The organism is Pseudomonas sp. 09C 129, assembly GCF_002843625.1.
Taxonomy (GTDB): Bacteria; Pseudomonadota; Gammaproteobacteria; order Pseudomonadales; family Pseudomonadaceae; genus Aquipseudomonas; species Aquipseudomonas chlororaphis.
The window spans coordinates 6,487,258-6,508,447 of record NZ_CP025261.1 but is presented as its reverse complement, the minus strand read 5'-3'; the positions used below and the strand labels follow the sequence as shown (position 1 = coordinate 6,508,447).

Here is a 21,190-nt window from a genome sequence, read left to right as displayed (position 1 = left end):
ATGCGTCGCCGGGCGACGTTGCTGCAGCGCATGCACATCGACGGCCCATTGCTGATCCTGCTGCTGACCCTGGCGGCCGGCAGCCTGTTCGTCCTGTATTCGGCCAGCGGCAAGAGCTGGGACCTGCTGGGCAAGCAGGCGACGTCGTTCGGCATCGGCCTGGTGTCGATGATCGTCATTGCCCAGCTCGAGCCCCGGTTCATGGCGCGCTGGGTGCCGCTGGCCTATGTGTTCGGCGTGATACTGCTGGTGGTGGTGGATGTCATGGGCCACAACGCCATGGGCGCCACCCGCTGGATCAACATCCCCGGGGTGATTCGCTTCCAGCCTTCGGAATTCATGAAGATCATCATGCCGGCGACCATCGCCTGGTACCTGGCCAAGCGCACCTTGCCGCCGCAGCTCAAGCATGTGGGCATCAGCCTGGTCCTGATCGGTATTCCGTTCATTCTGATCGTGCGCCAGCCGGACCTCGGGACCTCGCTGCTGATTCTCGCCGGTGGCGCCTTCGTGCTGTTCATGGGCGGGCTGCGCTGGCGCTGGATTCTCAGCGTGCTGGCTGCCGCGGTACCGGTGGCGATCGCCATGTGGTTCTTCATCATGCACGACTACCAGAAGCAGCGGATCCTGACCTTCCTCGATCCGGAAAGCGATCCGCTGGGCACCGGCTGGAACATCATCCAGTCCAAGGCGGCCATCGGTTCCGGCGGCGTCTTCGGCAAGGGCTGGCTGCTCGGCACTCAGTCCCACCTGGACTTTTTGCCCGAGAGCCACACCGACTTTATTATCGCGGTCATGGGTGAAGAGTTCGGCCTGGTGGGCATTTGCGCCCTGCTGCTGATCTATCTGCTGCTGATCGGTCGTGGGCTGGTGATCACCGCCCAGGCGCAGACGCTGTTCGGCAAATTGCTCGCCGGCGCCCTGACCATGACGTTTTTTGTTTACGTTTTCGTCAACATCGGTATGGTCAGTGGCCTGTTGCCGGTCGTGGGGGTGCCGTTGCCGTTCATTAGCTACGGAGGAACTTCGCTGGTGACGCTGCTGTCAGCGTTTGGGGTTTTGATGTCGATCCATACCCATCGTAAGTGGATCGCGCAGGTTTGAATAAGGTGAAGAATTCAATGCAAGTAATGCGTGGCTGGACTGCTCGGTATGCACCGTGGGTCGGTCTGGTAGGCATCCTTGGTGCGGCGCAGGAAGCGCTGGCCGGCGGCGAATACGAAGGTTCCCCCCAAGTAGCCGAATTCGTGGGCGAAATGACTCGCGACTATGGCTTTGCGGGCGAACAGCTGATGGGCGTGTTTCGCGAGGCCGAGCGCAAGCAGTCGATCCTCGACGCCATTTCCCGGCCCGCCGAGCGGGTCAAGCAGTGGAAAGAATATCGGCCGATGTTCATTACCGACGCGCGTATCGCCCGCGGTGTGGACTTCTGGCGCCAGCACGAAGCGGTACTGGCCCGTGCCGAGCAGGAATACGGCGTGCCGGCCCAGGTGATCGTGTCGATCATCGGCGTCGAAACCTTCTTCGGGCGCAACACCGGCAATTACCGGGTGATCGATGCCCTGTCGACTTTGGGCTTCGATTACCCGCCACGTGCCGAGTTCTTCCGCAAGGAATTGCGCGAATTCCTGCTGCTGGCCCGTGAAGAACAGGTCGACCCGCTGACCCTGAAGGGCTCCTACGCGGGTGCCATGGGTTTGCCGCAGTTCATGCCGAGCAGTTTTCGCGCCTATGCTGTGGACTTCGACGGTGATGGCCACATCAATATCTGGACCAATCCGGACGATGCCATCGGCAGCGTCGCCAGTTATTTCAAGCGTCACGGCTGGGAAGCCGGGCAGCCGGTGGTCAGCCGGGCCGAAGTGCGTGGCGATCAGGTCGACGAAGGCCTGACCACCGGTATCGAACCGACGAAAACCGTCGGGGAGTTGCGGGCGCTGGGCTGGTCGAGTCATGATGCGCTGCGCGATGATATGCCGGTCACGGCTTTTCGCCTGGAAGGTGACAATGGCCCCGAATACTGGATGGGCCTGAAGAATTTCTACGCGATCACGCGTTATAACCGCAGCGTGATGTACGCCATGGCCGTACATCAGCTCTCTGAACAGCTGGTCCAAGCACGGGGCGTCAAGTAATGCTGGCATCGCCAAACCGCAAACCCCTGAAGCTGGTGGCTCTTGCCGCGTTGTCCTTGCTGGTGGTCAGTTGTTCGTCAACCCAGGCGCCGAAACAGAAAGGCCCGACGACGGCCGTACGTGCGACGCCAGGCCTGGACATCAACCGTGCCCACAAAGACGGCGCTCCCTGGTGGGACGTCGATGTATCGCGTATCCCCGACGCCACGCCGACCCTGCACACCGGTCCGTACAAGGCCAACCCTTATACGGTGCTGGGCAAGACCTACTTCCCGATGGCCGAATCCAAGCGTTATGTCGCTTCGGGCACGGCTTCCTGGTACGGCACCAAGTTCCACGGGCAGAACACCGCCAATGGCGAGGTGTATGACCTGTACGGCATGAGTGCCGCGCACAAGACCCTGCCCTTGCCGAGTTATGTGCGGGTGACCAATCTGGACAACCACAAGAGCGTGATCCTGCGGGTCAACGACCGTGGGCCATTCTATTCGGACCGGATCATCGATTTGTCCTACGCCGCGGCCAAGAAGCTCGGTTATGCCGAGATCGGCACCGCCCGGGTCAAGGTCGAGGGCATCGACCCGCAGGAATGGTGGGCCCAGCGCGGCCGGCCGGCACCCTTGATGCTCAATGAGCCGAAAGCCGCGCCAGTGATGACGGCGTCCACGGGGACCGTCGAGCAATGGACGCCACCTGCGCAGCAGCACGCCGCGGCCGTCGTGCCGGTGCAGCTGGATGCAAAAAAAAACGCTTCTGCGCAAGCCTCTGGCCAGTATCTGCAGGTGGGCGCCTTCGCCAACCCGGACGCTGCCGAGCTCCTGCGCTCGAAGTTGAGCGGGATGGTGAGCGCTCCGGTGTTCATCAGCTCGATCGTGCGCAATCAACAGACCCTGCATCGGGTACGCCTGGGGCCGATCGGCTCGCCGGGTGAGATCCAGCAAGTGCAGAACAGTGTTCGGCTGGCCAATCTGGGGCAGCCGAGCCTGGTAACCGCCGAGTAATCGGATTCTGATTCATGGTTCACCCGCGGTATTTGGGGGGGAACCCAGGTTGTTGGCTCGTCGTACAACAAAAGCCCGGCAAGGGTCGTGAGTGAACAACTGAACACGCGACAGCCCTTTAGAAGGCTGTCTGAATAGTTTTGTCCGCGAGGACAAGTTTCCATTAGCAATTTCGAGAGACGGATGAACATCACCACCTTTGCCAAACGCCTGTGTCTGCTTGTCCCGCTGATCATCACGCCTGCCGCCTGGGCGGTAGAAGTGATGCCGTCGCCACCGCAGCTGGCCGCCAAGTCCTATGTGCTCATGGAGGCCAGCAGCGGTAACGTGCTGGTGGAGAACAACGGTGACCAGCGCCTGCCGCCAGCCAGCCTGACCAAGCTGATGACGGCCTACATCGCGACCCTGGAAATCCGTCGCGGCCAGATCGGCGAGAACGACCCGGTGACCGTCAGCGAGAACGCCTGGCGTACCGGCGGTTCGCGGATGTTCATCAAGGTCGGCTCGCAGGTCACTGTCAGCGACCTGTTGCACGGCATCATCATTCAGTCGGGTAACGACGCCAGCGTCGCGGTTGCCGAGCACATTGCCGGCAGCGAAGACGCCTTTGCCGACATGATGAACAAGACCGCCGGCGATCTGGGCATGAGCAACAGCCACTTCATGAACCCGACCGGCCTGCCGAACCCCGAGCACTACTCGTCGGCGCACGACATGGCGGTCCTGGCTCGCGCCATCATTCACGAAGACCCGGCTCACTACGCGATCTACTCGCAGAAAGAGTTCTTCTGGAACGGCATCAAGCAACCTAACCGCAACCTGTTGCTATGGCGTGACAAGACCGTCGACGGCCTGAAAACCGGTCACACCGACGAAGCCGGCTACTGCATGGTGTCCTCGGCCGTGCGTGACGGCATGCGCCTGATCGCCGTGGTGTTCGGTACCAACAGCGAGCAGGCTCGCGCGGCCGAAACCCAGAAGCTGCTGACCTACGGTTTCCGCTTCTTCGAAACCCAGACCTTCTACCAGAAGGGCACCGAGCTGGCTCAGGCCCCTGTCTGGAAAGGCACCACCTCCCAGATCAAGGCCGGCCTGGCCCAGGACCTGACCATGACCATGCCAAAAGGCCAGCTGAAAAAGCTCGCTGCCAGCATGACCATGAATCCACAATTGATCGCGCCTATCGCCAAGGGCGACGTGATCGGTAAAGTCGAAGTGAAACTGGACGACAAGGTGGTGCACAGCGCCGATCTGATCGCTCTGGACGCGGTCGACGAAGGTGGTATCTTCCGCCGCATGTGGGATAGCATCCGTCTATTCTTCTACGGCTTGTTCAACTGATATTGTCGACCCGCGCGGCCCTCGCTCTGAAATAGAGCGGGGGCCGCGTCCGTCGCCACGGCTTACGAGGCCGTTACGCCATGACAGACACCGAAGTAAAGGCGCCAAAGATCGAATTCCCCTGCGCGGATTACCCGATTAAGGTGATCGGCGACACCGGCGTGGGTTTCAAGGACAAAATCATCGCGATCCTTGAAAAACACGCGACCGTTGACCACAAGACCCTGGCCGAGCGCCAGAGCACCAACGGCAAGTACACGACCATCCAGTTGCACATCGTCGCCACCGGTCAAGAACAGCTGTACGACATCAACAGCGAGCTGCGGGCCACCGGCTTCGTGCACATGGTGCTGTGATGCCACAAACGCTGGGCTTTCGCGAGCTCGGCCAGATGGCCTACGAGCCGGTCTGGCAGGCCATGCAACGCTTTACCAACGAACGCGGCACCGACGCTCCCGATGAAGTCTGGCTGGTGCAGCATCCGCCGGTCTTTACCCAGGGCCAGGCGGGCAAGGCCGAACACCTGTTGCTTCCCGGGGATATCCCGGTGGTGCAGGTCGACCGGGGTGGCCAGGTGACCTATCACGGTCCTGGCCAACTGGTGGCTTATCTGCTGCTGGACGTTCGTCGCCTGGGTTTTGGCGTGCGCGACCTGGTCAGCCGGATGGAGCAGTGCCTGGTCGAGCTGCTGGCCAGCTACGGCGTGGCCGCGGCGGCCAAGCCGGATGCCCCCGGCGTTTACGTCGATGGCGCGAAAATCGCCTCCCTGGGCCTGCGGATCCGCCATGGTTGTTCCTTTCATGGCCTGGCCTTGAACGTGGACATGGATCTGCAGCCGTTTCGACGGATTAACCCCTGTGGCTATGCCGGGCTGGCAATGACCCAGCTGAGCGACCACACAGGACCGATTGAATTTGCCGAGGTAAGTGCCCGGCTGCGTGCGCAGCTCGTCAAACACCTCGACTATGCTGAGCAGACGACCCTAACGGGCGGAATCGACTGATATGACTACTGCGCAAGACGCTGTGCAAACCCTGATCCCGACGCTGGATGTTTCCGAGCGCCCGGCCCGTGCGAAAGTTGAAACCGGCGTTAAATTGCGCGGTGCCGAGAAAGTCGCGCGTATCCCGGTGAAGATCATCCCGACCACCGAACTGCCGAAGAAACCGGACTGGATTCGCGTGCGTATTCCGGTTTCCCCGGAAGTCGACCGGATCAAGCAATTACTTCGCAAGCACAAATTGCACAGCGTCTGCGAAGAAGCCTCCTGCCCGAACCTGGGTGAGTGCTTCTCCGGCGGTACCGCGACCTTCATGATCATGGGCGACATTTGCACCCGTCGTTGCCCGTTCTGCGACGTCGGTCACGGCCGTCCGAAGCCTCTGGACGTCGATGAACCGATGAACCTGGCAGTGGCCATCGCCGACCTGCGCCTGAAGTACGTGGTGATCACTTCGGTCGACCGCGACGACCTGCGCGACGGCGGTGCCCAGCACTTTGCCGACTGCATCCGCGAAATCCGCAAGCTGTCGCCGAACGTGCAGCTGGAAACCCTGGTCCCGGACTACCGTGGCCGCATGGACGTAGCGCTGGAAATCACCGCTGCCGAGCCGCCGGATGTGTTCAACCACAACCTGGAAACCGTGCCGCGCCTGTACAAGGCCGCGCGCCCGGGTTCGGACTATCAGTGGTCGCTGACCCTGCTGCAGAAGTTCAAGCAGCTGGTGCCGCACGTACCGACCAAGTCCGGCCTGATGCTGGGGCTGGGCGAGACTGACGACGAAGTCATCGAGGTCATGAAGCGCATGCGCGAGCACGACATCGACATGCTGACCCTCGGCCAGTACCTGCAACCGTCCCGCAGCCACTTGCCGGTGCAGCGTTTCGTGCACCCGGACACCTTCGCCTGGTTCGCCGAGGAAGGTTACAAGATGGGCTTCAAGAACGTCGCCTCAGGCCCGCTGGTACGTTCCTCCTACCACGCCGACGAGCAGGCGAAGCTGGCCAAAGAAGGCCTGGTCTCCTGATGTAATACGCCCGCAAGGTCTTTTCCTTGCGGGCGTCATCTTCCGTTACGCTCGCGTCTCCCTCCCTTCATAGACTTTTCCTGCAAGCGCCGTGGCGTTTCGGCACTTCTGTTTGCCCGCTTTCATGGCTACTGTGCACTAGAGAATCCACACAGGGAGAACCATTGGATGACCCTCCAACCGACTGACGTCCTTTGTGCACAACGGCCAGTGCCGGCGCTGCCTTCGCAAGGGCTGATCGGCTTGATTGCACCCGCCGGGCCCGCAGCCCTGGACACCGAGCAAGCCGCCCGCTGGATGCGCGCTCGAGGTTATTCGCTGCGGATTTATCCTGGGGTCCAACAGAAGGACGGCTATCTGGCCGGTAGCGACGAGGTCCGCCTGAACGACCTGCACGCCGCTTTCGCCGATGACGATGTCGATACCATCCTGTGCCTGCGGGGCGGCTATGGCAGCCCACGCTTGCTCGACCGGATCGATTACGACCTGCTACGCCGCCATGCCAAGCCGTTTGTCGGCTACAGCGACATCACCGCGCTGCATCTGGCCATCAATCGTCATGCGGGTTTCGTGACCTTTCACGGGCCGATGCTCAATGCCGACTTGTTGGGTGACAAGCAGCCACCTACCGAGTCCTCGCTGTTCAGCCTGCTCCGGGGGCAGTTGAAGGCTGGCAGCCTGCTGCCGCATCCGGCGGCTTATCCCTTGACCACCGTCGAGCCTGGCATCGCTTGCGGTCAGTTGCTGGGAGGCAACCTGTCGTTGATCGCCGCGACCATGGGCACGCCATACGAGATCAATGCTGACGGCATCATTCTGTTTATCGAAGACATCAACGAGCCGCTGTACCGGATTGACCGTCTGCTGACGCACCTGCGCCTGGCGGGCAAGCTCGACAGGCTTCGCGGTGTGCTGGTGGGGGATGTGGCTGGAGTGGAGCCCCAGGTGCTTGCCGTACTGCTCAAGCAGACCTTCGAACCCTTGCGCATTCCTGTTCTGGCTGGATGGCGCAGTGGCCACTGCGATCCGAACCTGACCCTGCCGATGGGGGCGATGGTCAGGCTGGATGCGGGGGAGAAGCAGTTGATCCTGGAACAGGACGTGGTATTCGGCTGATCAGCCCGTGCTCGCTGCCCTTGTCGGAGCGAGCTTGCTCAACTATGGCGTCCCTACGATTCGGCGCACAGGCCTGGCTCAACGCGAGCGCAGGCTCTCCAGCAGCTTGTGGGTCGGATAGCCGTCGGCGGGCCAGCCCAGCGATTGTTGGGCGCTGCGAATCGCCTTGCGGGTATTGGCGCCGATAATGCCATCCGGGTTGCCGGCATCGTAATTGTTGGCACTGAGCAGGCTCTGCAGCTCGATGCGCTCGGAGCGGCTGAGGGGCATGTCGTCCTTCGGCCAGACGCCGTTGATCAGGCCTGAACCGTTGAAGCGTTGTGACAGCAGGTTCACCGCCAGGGCATAGGACGAGGAGTTGTTGTACTTCAGAACGGCGCGGAAGTTGTCGAGGATCAGGAACGCCGGACCGCGATAACCCGCCGGCAACAGCAAGGCTGCCGAAAGCTGCTCGGCGCCGGCCGGAACGCTGGCGCCGTTGGGCAGCTGCATGCCCAGGCGCAGCCATTCGGCTACCGGTTTGCGGATCGCGCCATCCGCCAGCGCATAGTCGAAGCCGTTCGCCAGCTGCACTTCGAAACCCCATGGCTGGCCCTTCTGCCAGCCGGAGCTTTGCAGATAGTGCGCGGTCGAGGCCAGGGCGTCGGCCGGGCTGTTCCAGATGTCGCGGCGGCCATCGCCGTCGAAGTCCACGGCATGGGTGTTGTAGGTGGTCGGGATGAACTGGGTCTGCCCCATCGCGCCGGCCCAGGAGCCGAGCATCTTCTCGGGCTGGATGTCGCCGTGCTGGAGAATCTGCAGGGCGGCCAGCAGCTGGCTGTTGGCAAAGGCCGGACGGCGACCTTCGTAGGCCAGGGTCGCGAGGGAACGGATGACCGATTTGTTGCCCTGGAACTCACCGAAGTTGCTTTCCATACCCCAGACCGCCACCAGGGCCTGGCGATCGACGCCATAACGCTGTTCGATCTGCTGCAGGATGTCGGCGTACTGATTGAGCAGTGCCTGGCCCTTGCGCACGCGCAGCGGCGACAGGGCACCGTCCAGGTATTCCCACACCGGCCGGGTGAATTCCGGCTGGCTGCGGTCGGCCTTGATCACGCCCATGTCCGGGGTGATGCCGGCGAATGCACGGTCGAAAAGATCGGCGCGGATCCCGGCGTTCAGGGCTTCGACACGGAAGCCTGCCTGCCATTGGGCAAAGGTCTGGGTTGGCTGGATGTCCAGGTTGTCGACGGCCAGCGGAGCGACGGTTGCAGGCGCGGCGAGAGGGGCGGCTTGAATGCTTTGGAGTGGCTGGGCATCTGCGGCGGTGGGTTTTTCCGCGCAGGCGACGAGCAGGGCAAGGCTGGAGGCAGCGATCAGTTGGCGCAGGTGCCAACGACGGGAAAGACAAAAGGGCATGCACAGGTCCAGAGAATACGAATCAGATACAGACCTTATCACGCCGGCGGGGTTCTCCGCTTTATGCAGCCAGAAAGTAAGAAGCCTCCCAGCTTTTAGACTGGAAGGCTTCGCGGCGGTAGCTGCCTTTGCCCTTGGCGGGTCGTTCCTGACGGCTGCGGAACAGTGGCTGGGCGATGATGGATTTGGCCTTGTTGGGGCCATGCTTGGATGGCTTGCTCATTTTCGGTTCTCGCTTGAGGTGGGTTTGCGCGGCAGATGATCGGCCAGCTTGACCCTGCTGTCCAGCCCTGTGATGCGTAGGGTTTTTCAGCAAACCTTACGGGTTCCCCCCATTCCCTGTAGGAACGAGCCTTGCTTCTGCAAGACGTTGGGGTCACTCGGCTGGGAGAGGCAGACGTTGCCCGGCCATCAACAGCGACAGGCGGCTCAGGCTGCTCCAGGGCGAACCGGCGGCCTGCCCCTTGATCTGCGCATCGATACGCTGGGCGTCGAGCAGCAATTGCGCCCAGCGCGGCGCGGAATAGCGCTGCAGGGCCTTGCTCATCAGCGGCTTGCGTTTGTCCCAGACGGGCGGACGGGCCTGGCTGAATACTTTGTCCAGCGGAGTGCCCTGGCTGTACTGCAGCGACATATTGGCCAGCGCCCGCAATTCCCGGGACAGTGCCCAGAGAATCACCGGCGGCTCGACACCTTCGCCGCGCAGGCCTTCGAGCATGCGCAGGGCATGCGCGGCCTCGCCATTGAGGATGGCGTCCACCAGCCCGAAAACATCGAAGCGCGCACTGTCGGCGACTGCCGCTTGCACGGTTTCCACTGTGATCTGGCCACCCTCGGCCATCAGCTTGAGCTTTTCGATTTCCTGGGCCGCGGCCAGCAGATTGCCTTCTACCCGGGCCGCAATGAGTTCCACGGCGTCCTGGCTGGCGGAAAGCCCGGCCTGGGACAGGCGTTGGCGAATCCACTGCGGCAACTGGTTGGCATCCACCGGCCAGACCTGGATGAACTGGGTCTGCTCGCCATCGATCAGGGCTTTGCCCCATTTGGTCTTTTGCGCACTGCCATCGAGCTTGGGCAGGCTGATTAGCAGCAGGGTATCTTCGGCCGGCCGTGAGCAGTATTCGATGAAGGCCGCGGCGCCTTTGTCGCCGGGCTTGCCCGAAGGCAGGCGCAGTTCCAGCAGGCGTTTTTCGGCGAACAACGACATGCTCGCGCCGGCTTGCAGCAGCGTTCCCCAATCGAAATTGGCGTCGGCGCTGAATACCTGGCGTTCATCGAAGCCTTGCTGGCGGGCGGCGGTGCGAATGGCGTCGGCGGCTTCCTGGCACAGCAACGGGTCGTCGCCACTGATGACATAGACCGGTGCGAGCGTGCCTTGCAGGTGTTTGCCGAGTTGAGCGGGGGCGAGTTTCATAAGGAAGGGCAAGCGGGGCGCTTGCGCGCCCCACGAGACTTACTGGTTCGGCAGCTGCATGGGCGACTGTTGCGGGGTTTCCGCCTCAGCCTTCTGCGCGGCTTCCAGCGCCTCGGCTTCGGCCTTGGCGCGGGCATCCGCGGTCTGCTGCAGTTGATCCAGCTGGGTCGGGGTCAGCAGTTGCAGGCGCAGCATCATGTTCTGCACCAGGTCGCGACGCATTTCCTTACGCACTTCCAGCGACTCCTGGTCGGAACCCACCAGGTTGTTGCCGTCGTGGATGTAGACCTTCTGCACTTGCAGCTTGTCGCTGAGCAGGGTCAGGTTGTTCTGGCCCTGGATCTCGTAGTTCAGCACGGTGGTCATTTCATATTCGGCCGAACGACCGGCACCGGCGTAGCTGAGGCTGCGCTGGGATTCCTGCTCGCGGGTCAGCACCAGCTTGTAGGGCGCCCCGGCGTAGACCTTGACGCCACTGCTCTGCAGAACCTGGCGCAGCTGGGTCACGGTTTCGCCGTAAGCGTTACGGGCGCTCAGGTCGAGTTCCTTGATCGCCAGTTCGGTGGTGCCGGTACCGCGCAGCTGAAAGCCGCAGGCGCTCAGCAGTACGGCCAGGCCCATCACCAGGAGGTTGCGTTTGATCATCTTGTTGCTCCCCTTGAAACCATGTGGGCCGACAGGGCGGCCCTGGAGGTTTTATTCGGCGTCAGCCTTGGGCTGACGCCTGATCCAATTAGCTAGCGACGATATTGACCAGCTTGCCAGGCACGACGATCACTTTACGAATCGTCAGGCCTTCGGTGAAGCGCAGCACGTTCTCGTTGCTCCGGGCGGCGGCTTCGATCTCTTCACGGCTGGCGCTGGCCGGCATTTCGATCTGGCCACGCAGCTTGCCATTCACTTGAATGACCAGCTGCAGGCTGTCCTGAACCAGGGCGTTCTCATCCAGCACCGGCCAGCCGGCGTCGATGATGGCGCCGCTGCGACCCAGCTGGCTCCACAGCTCGTGGCTGATGTGCGGGGTGATCGGCGCCAGCAGCAGGGCCACGGTTTCCAGGCCTTCCTGCAACAGGGCACGGTCCTGCGAGGTGGCTTGCGGTGCTTTTTCCAGCACGTTCATCAGCGTCATGACCTGAGCGATGGCGGTGTTGAACTTGTGGTTCTGGCCGACGTCCTGGCTGGCTTGCTTGATCGCCAGGTGGATGGCACGACGAATGACTTTCTGTTCGTCGTTCAGCGAACCCAGCTCCAGTGTACCCGGCAGGCCCTGGGCTACGTGAGCCTGAGCCAGGCGCCAGACGCGCTTGAGGAAGCGATGGGCACCCTCGACGCCGGAGTCGGACCATTCCAGGCTCATGTCAGGCGGCGAAGCGAACATCATGAACAGGCGGCAGGTGTCCGCGCCGTACTGTTCGATCATCGACTGAGGGTCGACGCCGTTGTTCTTCGATTTGGCCATCTTCTCGGTGCCGCCGATTTCCACCGGCAGGCCGTCGCTGATCAGCTTGGCGCCGACGATCTTGGCCTTGCTGTCACGCTCCAGCTCGACATCGGCCGGGTTGTACCAGGTGTAGGCACCGTTGGCTTCGCGGCGGTAGTAGGTCTCGGCGACCACCATGCCTTGCGTCAGCAGGTTCTTGAACGGCTCGTTGGAACTGACCAGGCCCTCGTCGCGCATCAGCTTGTGGAAGAAGCGGGCGTAGAGCAGGTGCAGGATCGCGTGTTCGATACCGCCGATGTACTGGTCCACCGGCAGCCAGTGGTTGGCCGCGGCCGGGTCGACCAGGCCACCCTCGTATTTTGGCGAGGCGTAGCGGGCGTAGTACCAGGAGGACTCGACGAAGGTGTCCATGGTGTCGGTTTCACGCTTGGCAGGCTTGCCGCATTTCGGGCAGCTGCATTCGTAGAACTCGGGCATGCGCGCCAGTGGCGAACCGGCGCCGTCCGGCACCACGTCTTCCGGCAGCACTACCGGCAGTTGGTCTTCCGGTACCGGTACATCACCACAGCTGTCGCAGTGGATGATCGGGATCGGGCAGCCCCAGTAGCGCTGGCGGCTGATGCCCCAGTCGCGCAGGCGGAACTGGGTGCGGGATTGGCCGAGGTTTTTCTTCAGCAGGGCAACTTCGATGGCATCGAAGGCGCCGGCAAAATCCAGGCCGTTGAACTCGCAGGAGTTGATCAGTTCGCCGTGCTCGCCGTAGGCGTCCTGCCAAGGCGCAGGCGTTTCGTCGCCAGCGCTGGTGCGCACCACGTTCTTGATCGGCAGGTTGTACTTGGTGGCGAATTCGTAGTCGCGCTCGTCGTGTGCCGGAACGGCCATTACCGCGCCATCGCCGTAGTGCATCAGCACATAGTTGGCGACCCATACCGGGAGTTTTTCACCGGTCAGCGGGTGTTCGACGAACAGCGAAGTCGGCAGGCCTTTCTTCTCTTGAGTGGCGATGTCGGCTTCGGCGACGCTGCCGCCCTTGCACTCGGCGATAAAGGCTTGCAGCGCCGGGTCGTTCTGCGCCGCCAGGGTGGCCAGCGGGTGCTCGGCGGCCACGGCGACGTAGGTCGCGCCCATCAGGGTGTCAGGGCGGGTGGTGAAGACTTTCAGTGCGCCCGCTTCGCCGATGGAGGTCTGGTCGTAGGGGAATTGCACTTCCATGCCACGGGATTTGCCGATCCAGTTGCGTTGCATGGTCTTGACCTGCTCGGGCCAGCCCGGCAGTTCGTCGAGACTCTCCAGCAGCTCATCCGCGTAGGCGGTGATCTTGAAGTAGTACATCGGGATTTCGCGTTTTTCGATCAGCGCGCCGGAACGCCAGCCGCGGCCGTCGATCACCTGTTCGTTGGCCAGGACGGTCTGGTCGACCGGGTCCCAGTTCACGGTGCCGTTCTTGCGGTAGATCACGCCTTTTTCGAACAGGCGAGTGAACAGCCACTGTTCCCAGCGGTAGTAGTCCGGCTTGCAGGTAGTGACCTCGCGGGACCAGTCCACCGCCAGGCCCAGGCTGCGCAGCTGGGACTTCATGTAGGCGATGTTTTCGTAGGTCCACTTGGCCGGTGCAACGTTGTTCTTCATCGCGGCGTTTTCCGCCGGCATGCCGAAGGCGTCCCAACCCATGGGTTGCAGTACGTTCTTGCCTTGCATGCGCTGGTAGCGGGAGATCACGTCGCCGATGGTGTAGTTACGCACGTGCCCCATGTGTAGCTTGCCGCTGGGGTAAGGGAACATCGACAGGCAGTAGTAAGTTTCCTTGCCTGGCTGTTCACTGACTTCAAAGGACTTTTGCTCATCCCAGAACGACTGGGCGGCGGCTTCGATTTCACGGGGCTGATAGTGTTCGTGCATGGCTACTTTTGAACTGAATAGGGGTGGCCTAATCCTCTTCAATGCAACGTTGGGCGGTGATGACGCCAGATATGGCGTTTTCGCTACCCAGTCGAGCTGGAAGTGGAGTTACAGGAAGCGCCGTAGCATACATGACCGCGCTCTACCGAGGGAAACCCTGATTACGCGCCGTGGGCCGTTGGTCGCGGCACCCTGCCGGTTTCGGCAGTGCGGCTAAGCTCAAAAAGGGGGAGTGATTCTTACTTTCATGAGGTGAGTGGATGGTTGAGTCGCAGCGAAAAGTTACAAAACCCGAGTTGTACGAACGATTGATAGATCGTCTGGCTTTGGCCTTGGATACAGCGAAAACAGCAGGGAGCTTGCGTAATGAGCGTCCTGCGGAGTTGGAGTTGCGGGGCCTGAGTCACGCCGAGCTCGAGGTGATCAAAGCCTATTTGGATCGTAGCGAGCGTGAGACGCAATTGAGCGTGCTCGAATGCCTGAGGCACGAAGTGACTCCACATTCGGCCAAGGTCATCTGGTTGAAAGACAAGGTGCCCGCCCGGGATGCGGTAAAGGTCCGATCCCTGCAGTTCAAGTGAGTCTGCGCAGCCCATGCGGGCATCTGCGCAGCGTCAACGCCGCGTACCTTGTGCGTGAAATCTGTTTCGTATCTGTTGTCGCTTTGCTTTTACCCACTTAGGCTTCGAGCATCTTTGGAGATGCTCGATGCCTTTTCGTTATTTCGTCAAACAACTACTCCTGCCGCCAGGTCTTCTGTTGCTGCTGCTTCTGCTTGCCTGGTGGTTTCGCCGCTCGAGGCCGCGACTGGCCGGTGTGTGTTTTGCTCTCGGCCTGGGCGGGTTCTGGTTGATGAGCCTGCCTGTGATGGTGGAGTGGGGCGCCAGTGCCCTGGAAAGTGAGCCGGCGCTGACGCAAAGCCAGTGGTCGACCCTGGCCAAACAGGCCGATGCGATTGTGGTGCTGGGGTCGGGGCGTGAACGTGGCGATCCGGCCTGGGGTTCCGACCAGCCGACCGGTGTTGGCCTGGAGCGCCAGCGCTATGCGGCGCGCCTGGCCAAGGCTTCCGGGTTGCCGATTCTGACCAGCGGTGGCCTGCACTACGGCACGCCGCCAACGGAAGCCGCGCTGATGGCCGAGTCGTTGCTGAACGATTTCGACGTGACGGTGCGCTGGCAGGAAGGGCGTAGCCGCACGACCTGGGAAAACGCCCAATTCACTGCGCAAGTGCTTAAGCCGCAGGGTGTCAAGCGTGTGGTGCTGGTCACCCAGGCCTGGCATATGCAGCGGGCTGTCTGGAGTTTCGAACAGGCAGGATTCACTGTGGTGCCGGCGCCCGTGGGGTTCCTCGGGGTGGATAACGCCAGGCCGCTGGGTGGCTGGATGCCGGAGTTCAAGTCGATCTGGCAGAGCGGCCAGTTGTTGAACGAGGCGGTGGGGCTGGTGGGCTACAAGCTGTTTTATCGTGGAGAGTAGATTCATCGTGAGCCGGCCCGCTCCTGCAGAAATCGCAAATTCCTGGCAGGAGCAGCCGCTCGACGTTCGATGGCTCGCGATGACGTCAGACGGTCTTGGCGATCCGGCTGGCCAGCAGGGCCCAGCCGAACAGCAGGACGCTCAGGATGATCAGGGGCCACGAGCGCCACTGCAGGTAAGGCGTCAGGTTGTGCATCGGCACCACTTCGCCGTACAGGATTCCGCGTTCGAACTGCGGAATCTGCACGGTGATCTTGCCGAACGGATCGATCAGGCCGGTCACCCCGTTGTTGGTGGCGCGGATCATCCAGCGGCCGGCTTCCAAAGCTCGCATCTGGGCCATCTGCAAGTGCTGCAACGGGCCGATCGAAGTGCCGAACCAGGTGTCGTTGCTGATGGTCAGCAGCAGGTCGCTGCGGGCTGACAGGCTGGCGGCGAATTCCGGGTAGACCACCTCGTAGCAGATGAACGGCGCGATCTGGTAACCCTTGGCTTGCAGTAAAGGCTGGTCGGCGGGGCCGCGGGCGAAGTCCGACATGGGCAGGTCGAAGAACGCAATCAGGCCGCGCAGCAAGTCCTGCAGGGGCACGTACTCACCGAATGGCACGAGCTTCTGCTTGAGGTACTCGCCATCGCCTTCGCCGACTACGGTAATGCCATTGAAGTAGCGCTTCTGATGGTGCACGTCCTGGCGGATCGGTACGCCGGTGATCAGCGCCGAATGCCGGTCGGCGGCGAAATTGCCCATCATGTTCAGATAACCTTCGGCCGACTCCTTGAGCACGGGCACCGCGGTTTCCGGCCATACCAGCAGATCCACGCGCTTGGAACTGAAACTCATGTCGCGGTACAGCGCCAGCTGGGAGTTGAGTTGCGCAGGGTCCCATTTCAGGCTCTGTTCGATATTGCCCTGGATCGCCGCCACGGTCAGCGGCTCGCCCGACGGGCTGGTCCAGGCATGTCCCTTGAGTGCGATGCCGATCACCCAGGGGGCGACCAGCAGCACCAGGCCGGCGGCGATAAACCCCTTGCGCCCGGCACGGATCAGGCCGGGCAGGTTGTAGAACAGGGCGGCGGTCAGCGCCAGGGCAAAGGAGATCAGCCACATGCCGCCCAGAGGGGCCAGGCCGGCCAGCGGGCCGTCGAGTTGGCTGTAGCCGGAATAGAGCCAGGGGAAGCCCGTCAGGAACCAGCCGCGGAAGGCTTCCTGGCCCACCCAAAGGGCGGCGAAGGCCAGGGCATCGGCGAGAGGGGCTTCATTGCGACGCAGCCAACGCGCCCAGAGCCAGGCCGGCAGGGCGAAAAAGAAGGCGATGGCGGCAATGAAGGCCAGCATCAGTAAACCGGCCAGCAGCACCGAGGCGCCGCCGTAGGTATGGATGCTGACGTAGATCCAGCTGGTGCCGGCGGCAAACAGGCCGAAGCCGAAACACCAGCCGCGCCACAGCGCCTGACGCGGGCTCAGCTCGCGCAGGCCGGCATAAAAGAAGCCGACCGCCAGCAGTGCCAGCGGCCAGATGTCGTACGGCGCCAGGGCCAGGGTGGTGATTGCGCCAGCCGCCATGGCCAGCAGGTTACCGGGCCAGCCGGGGCGGGTTAAGCGCAGCATGTCGATCCTTAGCGGGGGATAGGCGTTAGTCGCAGCAGATGAATCCGACGGCTGTCGGCATTCAGGATACGGAAGCGATAGGCACCGATTTCGGTGATTTCGTTACGTTTAGGCAGGTGCCCGAACGCGCTCATCACCAGGCCGCCGACGGTGTCGAACTCGTCGTCGGAGAACTCGCTGTCGAAGAACTCGTTGAAGTTCTCGATCGGCGTCAACGCCTTGATCAGGAAATCGCCGCTTGGCAGGGGCTTGATGTAGCTGTCTTCCTCGACGTCGTGCTCGTCTTCGATGTCGCCGACGATCTGCTCCAGCACGTCCTCGATGGTCACCAGGCCTGCCACGCCGCCGTACTCGTCGATGACGATGGCCATGTGATTGTGGTTGGCGCGGAACTCACGCAGCAGCACGTTCAGGCGCTTGGATTCGGGAACGAAGGTCGCCGGACGCAGCAGGTCCTTGATGTTGAAGCTGTCGCCGTTCTCCTTGAGGATCAGCGGCAGCAGGTCCTTGGCCAGCAGGACGCCCATGACGTCGTCATGGCTTTCGCCGATCACCGGATAACGCGAGTGCGCGGAATCGAGGACGGACGGCAGGAATTCGCGGGGAGTCTGGGTCGCCTTGATGCTGATCATCTGCGAGCGCGGAACCATGATGTCCCGTACCTGCAGGTCAGCGACCTGGATGGCGCCTTCGACGATGGCCAGCGCTTCGCTGTCCAGCAACTTGTTCTGATGGGCTTCGCGCAGCAGCTCCAGCAGCTCCTGGCGGTTTTTCGGCTCATGGGCAAAAGCCTGGGTCAGTTTACCCAGCCACGACTTTTGCCCGCTGCTCGATCGGTCTTCGCTCATAGCGATTACTCTAAATCCTTGGTTGTTACAGATGGATGTTCTTCGGTTTCGTCGTCCGCATAAGGGTCGGGATGACCCAGTTCTGCAAGCAACGTTCGTTCCAGTGCTTCCATTTCTTCGGCTTCGTCGTCATCTATATGGTCGTAACCCAATAGATGCAAGCAGCCGTGAATCACCAGATGGGCCCAGTGGGCCTGGAGGTCCTTGCCTTGTTCGGCGGCTTCGCGCTCGACCACTTCGACGCAGATCACCAGGTCGCCGAGCAATGGAATGTCCAGCAGTTCGTCCGGCACGTCGGCGGGGAACGACAGGACGTTGGTGGCGTAGTCCTTCTGCCGCCAGGTGCGGTTCAGTTCGCGGCCTTCGGGTTCGTCCACCAGGCGGATGGTCAGTTCCGAGTCGGCGGTGCGCTGGCGCAGGGCCAGCTCACACCATTGGCGGAACAGGGCTTCACTGGGAGCAGGCTTGTCGCTTGCCAGTTGCAGATCAAGCTCAAGCATCGTGGCGATTGCCTTTTTCCGCGGCGGACTGGGCGGACTCGTCGGCCACGCGCTGCTCGAAGCGCTCATAGGCTTCGACGATGCGTTGCACCAGCGGATGGCGCACCACGTCCTTGGGCATGAAGTGGGTGAAGCTGATGCCCGGGACGTCCTTGAGGACGTTGATCACATGGGCCAGGCCGGACTTGGTGCCCTTGGGCAGGTCGACCTGGGTGATGTCGCCCGTGATCACGGCGGTGGAGCCGAAGCCGATCCGGGTCAGGAACATCTTCATCTGCTCGACGGTGGTGTTCTGGCTTTCGTCGAGGATGATGAAACTGTTGTTCAGCGTACGGCCGCGCATGTAGGCCAGCGGCGCAATCTCGATGACCTGGCGTTCGATCAGCTTGGCGACGTGTTCGAAGCCGAGCATTTCATACAGTGCGTCATACAACGGGCGCAGGTACGGGTCGATCTTCTGGGCCAGGTCACCCGGCAGGAAACCGAGTTTCTCACCGGCTTCGACCGCCGGACGCACCAGCAGGATGCGTCGTACCTGCTCGCGCTCCAGTGCGTCCACCGCACAGGCCACGGCCAGGTAGGTCTTGCCGGTACCGGCCGGGCCTATGCCGAAGTTGATGTCGTTGCCGAGGATTTCCTTGACGTAGCGCTGCTGATTCAAGCCGCGGGGGCGAATCATGCCTTTTTTGGTGCGCAGGGCCACGGCCGCTTCGGCGACAGGGTGATTGTCCAGTTCTTCGACGGCGGATTCCTGGAGGAACAGGTGAACCATGTCCGGCGACAGCTCGGTACCCTTGGTTTCCCGGTACAGGCGGCGCAGGAGGTTTTCCGCGGAGGTGGTGTGCTTGGGTTCGCCGATCAGTTCGAACTGATTGCCGCGGTTGCGGATCTCGATGGTCAGGCGCTGCTCGATCAAGCGCAAATGCTCGTCGAATTGCCCGCACAGATTGGCGAAGCGGCGAGCCTCAAAGGGCTCGAGGATGAAACGATGTGGTTCTATGGGTGCGTTCAAGGTCGTTTTTTAGCCGCCCAACGGCAATAAGGGATGAATTCAAGGATAACGCCAGCGGCCTGGGTGCGAAAGCTCTTATACAAAGCAATGTCTTTCGCCACATTTTCCTTGGAAGCCGGCTTCCCGGCGATGGCGTGCCCGAGGCCGCTACCGCTGGTCAGCCAGCATCGGCAGGAGGTTATTGCAGCAGCGATCCGCGCAGCGAGTGAGGCTGGGCCGAGTCGATGTGCACATCGGCAAACTGGCCGATCAGCGTCGGGTTGTCGCAGCGGAAATTGACGATGCGGTTGTTTTCGGTCCGCCCCTGCAGTTCGCCCGGGTCTTTCTTCGAATAGTCGGTGACGAGGATGCGCTGGATCGAACCGACCATTTGTCGGCTGATTTCGAATCCTTGCTGATTCAGCCGATGTTGCAGCGCGTTCAGGCGTTCCTTTTTCAACTCTTCCGGGGTGTCGTCCGCCAGGTCGGCCGCCGGGGTGCCCGGGCGCTGGCTGTAGACGAACGAGTAGGAGAAGTCGAAGCCGACGTCTTCGATCAGCTTCATGGTCTGTTCGAAGTCTTTTTCGGTCTCGCCGGGGAAGCCGACGATGAAGTCCGAGCTGATGCAGATGCCCGGCACGGCGGCGCGCAGTTTGCGCAGCTTGGATTTGTATTCCAGCGCCGTATGGTTGCGCTTCATGGCCGCGAGAATCCGGTCGGAACCCGATTGCACCGGCAAGTGCAGGTGTTTCACCAGTTCCGGCACTTCGGCGTGGGCCTGGATCAGGCTGTCGGAGAACTCCAGCGGATGGGAGGTGGTATAGCGGATGCGCTCGATGCCATCGACCGCCGCGACCACACGGATCAGTTCGGCGAGGTCGGCCAGGCGGCCGTCGTGGGTCTGGCCACGGTAACCGTTGACGTTCTGCCCCAGCAGGGTGACTTCGCGCACGCCGTTTTCCGCCAGGTGGATGATCTCGCAGATCACGTCGTCGAACGGCCGGCTGACTTCCTCGCCACGGGTGTAGGGCACCACGCAGAAGGTGCAGTACTTGCTGCAGCCTTCCATCACCGAGACATAGGCACTCGGGCCGTCGATGCGTGGCTCTGGCAGGTGGTCGAATTTCTCGATTTCCGGGAACGAGACGTCGACCTGCGGCAGCTTGCTGCTGCGGGCGGCATCGATCATTTCCGGCAGGCGGTGCAGGGTCTGCGGGCCGAAGACCACGTCGACATAGGGCGCGCGATCGCGGATGGCCGCGCCTTCCTGGCTGGCCACGCAACCGCCGACGGCGATGACCATGTCCGGGTTGGCCTGCTTCAGCTCGCGCCAGCGACCCAGTTGGGAATACACCCGGTCCTGGGCTCGTTCGCGGATCGAGCAGGTGTTGAGCAGGATGACGTCCGCGTCTTCGGCGCGGGCGGTGACTTCCAGGGCCTGGTGTTCACCCAGCAGATCGACCATGCGCGAGCTGTCGTACTCGTTCATCTGGCAACCGTGGGTTTCTATGTAGAGCTTCTTGGCCATGGACGGAGTCATCACGTGATTCAAAGAACCGCGCATTATAGGGAACATGGCCTGAGGTTCCTACCGCTGCGCGTCCGGTGGCTATGCTATAGTTCGCGCCCTCTTTTATATCCCCCGATGTGTTACCCGCCCACCATGACCAAACGTGAAGCTCCAATCTACAAGGTGATTTTCCTCAACCAGGGACAGGTGTTCGAAATGTACGCCAAGCAGATCTATCAAAGTGATCTGTGGGGTTTCCTGGAGGTGGAAGAGTTCGTCTTTGGCGAGCGCACGCAAGTGGTCGTCGATCCGAGCGAAGAGAAGCTCAAGGCCCAGTTCGAAGGCGTGGTACGCAGCTTTGTGCCGATGCATTCGATCGTGCGCATCGACGAGGTCGAGCGCCTGGGTACACCGAAGATCAGCGAGGCGCGTGGCGTGAGCAACGTCATGCCGTTTCCGATGCCGATGCCTGAGAAGTAAA

The 21,190-nt window shown here is 61.9% G+C and carries 21 protein-coding genes; 11 read left to right on the top strand and 10 right to left on the bottom strand.

What is annotated here, in order from left to right:
• From rodA to CXQ81_RS29030, 8 genes are all read left to right on the top strand, one after another.
• Complete coding sequence (gene rodA / locus CXQ81_RS29065) at positions 1–1,104, top strand: rod shape-determining protein RodA (protein WP_051003959.1); 1,104 nt, start codon at positions 1–3, stop codon at positions 1,102–1,104.
• 17 nt (positions 1,105–1,121) lie between these two features.
• Positions 1,122–2,135, top strand: coding sequence for a lytic murein transglycosylase B (gene mltB, locus CXQ81_RS29060; protein WP_009045789.1), 1,014 nt, complete (start codon positions 1,122–1,124; stop codon positions 2,133–2,135).
• Positions 2,135–3,136, top strand: a complete 1,002-nt coding sequence (locus CXQ81_RS29055) for a septal ring lytic transglycosylase RlpA family protein (RefSeq protein ID WP_101339222.1) — start codon at positions 2,135–2,137, stop codon at positions 3,134–3,136. Before mltB ends, CXQ81_RS29055 begins: the two co-directional genes overlap by 1 nt.
• 183 nt (positions 3,137–3,319) lie before the next feature.
• Complete coding sequence (locus tag CXQ81_RS29050) at positions 3,320–4,477, top strand: D-alanyl-D-alanine carboxypeptidase family protein (RefSeq protein ID WP_101339221.1); 1,158 nt, start codon at positions 3,320–3,322, stop codon at positions 4,475–4,477.
• An 80-nt stretch (positions 4,478–4,557) separates the two neighbouring features.
• Positions 4,558–4,833, top strand: coding sequence for a DUF493 domain-containing protein (locus CXQ81_RS29045; protein ID WP_007927103.1), 276 nt, complete (start codon positions 4,558–4,560; stop codon positions 4,831–4,833).
• Positions 4,833–5,480 carry a lipoyl(octanoyl) transferase LipB gene (lipB, locus tag CXQ81_RS29040; RefSeq protein WP_025807692.1) on the top strand — a complete coding sequence of 216 codons (648 nt, stop codon included), beginning with the start codon at positions 4,833–4,835 and terminating at the stop codon, positions 5,478–5,480. The genes CXQ81_RS29045 and lipB overlap by 1 nt, the downstream gene beginning before the upstream one ends.
• A 1-nt stretch (position 5,481) precedes the next feature.
• Positions 5,482–6,504, top strand: coding sequence for a lipoyl synthase (gene lipA / locus CXQ81_RS29035; protein WP_007927101.1), 1,023 nt, complete (start codon positions 5,482–5,484; stop codon positions 6,502–6,504).
• 168 nt (positions 6,505–6,672) lie between these two features.
• Positions 6,673–7,620, top strand: a complete 948-nt coding sequence (locus CXQ81_RS29030; RefSeq protein ID WP_101339220.1) for an LD-carboxypeptidase — start codon at positions 6,673–6,675, stop codon at positions 7,618–7,620.
• Between the two features lie 78 nt (positions 7,621–7,698).
• On the opposite strand, the gene CXQ81_RS29025 is transcribed toward CXQ81_RS29030, so the two are convergent.
• From CXQ81_RS29025 to leuS, 5 genes are all read right to left on the bottom strand, one after another.
• On the bottom strand, positions 7,699–9,021 hold the full coding sequence (locus tag CXQ81_RS29025; RefSeq protein ID WP_007927094.1) for a lytic murein transglycosylase: 1,323 nt from the start codon (positions 9,019–9,021) through the stop codon (positions 7,699–7,701).
• Between the two features lie 61 nt (positions 9,022–9,082).
• A complete protein-coding gene (gene arfA, locus CXQ81_RS29020; RefSeq protein ID WP_007927093.1) occupies positions 9,083–9,244 on the bottom strand; it encodes an alternative ribosome rescue factor ArfA in 162 nt (53 codons plus the stop codon).
• Between the two features lie 153 nt (positions 9,245–9,397).
• Positions 9,398–10,435 (bottom strand): DNA polymerase III subunit delta, encoded by a 1,038-nt coding sequence (gene holA, locus CXQ81_RS29015; protein ID WP_101339219.1) that lies wholly within the window; start codon positions 10,433–10,435, stop codon positions 9,398–9,400.
• Positions 10,436–10,474: 39 nt separating this feature from the next.
• The gene (gene lptE / locus CXQ81_RS29010; RefSeq protein WP_053262795.1) at positions 10,475–11,080 is read right to left on the bottom strand and encodes an LPS assembly lipoprotein LptE; all 606 of its coding nucleotides are present in this window, start codon (positions 11,078–11,080) and stop codon (positions 10,475–10,477) included.
• Positions 11,081–11,168: 88 nt separating this feature from the next.
• A complete protein-coding gene (leuS, locus tag CXQ81_RS29005; RefSeq protein WP_101339218.1) occupies positions 11,169–13,775 on the bottom strand; it encodes a leucine--tRNA ligase in 2,607 nt (868 codons plus the stop codon).
• 260 nt (positions 13,776–14,035) lie between these two features.
• Between leuS and CXQ81_RS29000 the strand changes: the two genes are divergently transcribed.
• Both CXQ81_RS29000 and CXQ81_RS28995 read left to right on the top strand, forming a co-directional pair.
• Positions 14,036–14,356, top strand: a complete 321-nt coding sequence (locus CXQ81_RS29000; RefSeq protein WP_009045783.1) for a hypothetical protein — start codon at positions 14,036–14,038, stop codon at positions 14,354–14,356.
• Positions 14,357–14,483: 127 nt separating this feature from the next.
• Entirely contained in the window at positions 14,484–15,251 is a 768-nt protein-coding gene (locus tag CXQ81_RS28995; RefSeq protein WP_101339217.1) for a YdcF family protein, read from the top strand.
• 85 nt (positions 15,252–15,336) lie between these two features.
• Here the strand turns inward: CXQ81_RS28995 and lnt are convergent, their stop codons facing one another.
• From lnt to miaB, 5 genes are all read right to left on the bottom strand, one after another.
• Entirely contained in the window at positions 15,337–16,860 is a 1,524-nt protein-coding gene (gene lnt / locus CXQ81_RS28990; RefSeq protein ID WP_101339216.1) for an apolipoprotein N-acyltransferase, read from the bottom strand.
• Positions 16,861–16,868: 8 nt separating this feature from the next.
• Positions 16,869–17,708, bottom strand: a complete 840-nt coding sequence (locus tag CXQ81_RS28985; RefSeq protein ID WP_007927086.1) for an HlyC/CorC family transporter — start codon at positions 17,706–17,708, stop codon at positions 16,869–16,871.
• A gap of 5 nt (positions 17,709–17,713) precedes the next feature.
• Entirely contained in the window at positions 17,714–18,208 is a 495-nt protein-coding gene (gene ybeY, locus CXQ81_RS28980; protein WP_007927084.1) for an rRNA maturation RNase YbeY, read from the bottom strand.
• A complete protein-coding gene (locus CXQ81_RS28975) occupies positions 18,201–19,220 on the bottom strand; it encodes a PhoH family protein (protein ID WP_007927082.1) in 1,020 nt (339 codons plus the stop codon). The genes ybeY and CXQ81_RS28975 overlap by 8 nt, the downstream gene beginning before the upstream one ends.
• Before the next feature lie 178 nt (positions 19,221–19,398).
• Positions 19,399–20,727, bottom strand: coding sequence for a tRNA (N6-isopentenyl adenosine(37)-C2)-methylthiotransferase MiaB (miaB, locus tag CXQ81_RS28970; RefSeq protein WP_178081123.1), 1,329 nt, complete (start codon positions 20,725–20,727; stop codon positions 19,399–19,401).
• A 135-nt stretch (positions 20,728–20,862) separates the two neighbouring features.
• On the opposite strand from miaB, the gene CXQ81_RS28965 reads away from it, so the two are divergent.
• Positions 20,863–21,189 (top strand): DUF1820 family protein, encoded by a 327-nt coding sequence (locus CXQ81_RS28965; protein ID WP_007927079.1) that lies wholly within the window; start codon positions 20,863–20,865, stop codon positions 21,187–21,189.
• Position 21,190: the final 1 nt, after the last annotated feature.

What these genes read in the sequence shown, in the direction of transcription:
- lipA (WP_007927101.1), top strand. Translation starts at nt 5,482, where the DNA reads ATGACTACTGCGCAAGACGCTGTGCAAACCCTGATCCCGACGCTGGAT.
- ybeY (WP_007927084.1), bottom strand. Translation starts at nt 18,208, where the DNA reads ATGCTTGAGCTTGATCTGCAACTGGCAAGCGACAAGCCTGCTCCCAGT.
- lipB (WP_025807692.1), top strand. Translation starts at nt 4,833, where the DNA reads ATGCCACAAACGCTGGGCTTTCGCGAGCTCGGCCAGATGGCCTACGAG.
- CXQ81_RS29045 (WP_007927103.1), top strand. Translation starts at nt 4,558, where the DNA reads ATGACAGACACCGAAGTAAAGGCGCCAAAGATCGAATTCCCCTGCGCG.
- holA (WP_101339219.1), bottom strand. Translation starts at nt 10,435, where the DNA reads ATGAAACTCGCCCCCGCTCAACTCGGCAAACACCTGCAAGGCACGCTC.
- mltB (WP_009045789.1), top strand. Translation starts at nt 1,122, where the DNA reads ATGCAAGTAATGCGTGGCTGGACTGCTCGGTATGCACCGTGGGTCGGT.
- CXQ81_RS28965 (WP_007927079.1), top strand. Translation starts at nt 20,863, where the DNA reads ATGACCAAACGTGAAGCTCCAATCTACAAGGTGATTTTCCTCAACCAG.
- CXQ81_RS28985 (WP_007927086.1), bottom strand. Translation starts at nt 17,708, where the DNA reads ATGAGCGAAGACCGATCGAGCAGCGGGCAAAAGTCGTGGCTGGGTAAA.
- arfA (WP_007927093.1), bottom strand. Translation starts at nt 9,244, where the DNA reads ATGAGCAAGCCATCCAAGCATGGCCCCAACAAGGCCAAATCCATCATC.
- lptE (WP_053262795.1), bottom strand. Translation starts at nt 11,080, where the DNA reads ATGATCAAACGCAACCTCCTGGTGATGGGCCTGGCCGTACTGCTGAGC.
- CXQ81_RS29025 (WP_007927094.1), bottom strand. Translation starts at nt 9,021, where the DNA reads ATGCCCTTTTGTCTTTCCCGTCGTTGGCACCTGCGCCAACTGATCGCT.
- rodA (WP_051003959.1), top strand. Translation starts at nt 1, where the DNA reads ATGCGTCGCCGGGCGACGTTGCTGCAGCGCATGCACATCGACGGCCCA.
- lnt (WP_101339216.1), bottom strand. Translation starts at nt 16,860, where the DNA reads ATGCTGCGCTTAACCCGCCCCGGCTGGCCCGGTAACCTGCTGGCCATG.
- CXQ81_RS29030 (WP_101339220.1), top strand. Translation starts at nt 6,673, where the DNA reads ATGACCCTCCAACCGACTGACGTCCTTTGTGCACAACGGCCAGTGCCG.
- CXQ81_RS29050 (WP_101339221.1), top strand. Translation starts at nt 3,320, where the DNA reads ATGAACATCACCACCTTTGCCAAACGCCTGTGTCTGCTTGTCCCGCTG.
- CXQ81_RS29000 (WP_009045783.1), top strand. Translation starts at nt 14,036, where the DNA reads ATGGTTGAGTCGCAGCGAAAAGTTACAAAACCCGAGTTGTACGAACGA.
- CXQ81_RS28995 (WP_101339217.1), top strand. Translation starts at nt 14,484, where the DNA reads ATGCCTTTTCGTTATTTCGTCAAACAACTACTCCTGCCGCCAGGTCTT.
- miaB (WP_178081123.1), bottom strand. Translation starts at nt 20,727, where the DNA reads ATGGCCAAGAAGCTCTACATAGAAACCCACGGTTGCCAGATGAACGAG.
- leuS (WP_101339218.1), bottom strand. Translation starts at nt 13,775, where the DNA reads ATGCACGAACACTATCAGCCCCGTGAAATCGAAGCCGCCGCCCAGTCG.
- CXQ81_RS29055 (WP_101339222.1), top strand. Translation starts at nt 2,135, where the DNA reads ATGCTGGCATCGCCAAACCGCAAACCCCTGAAGCTGGTGGCTCTTGCC.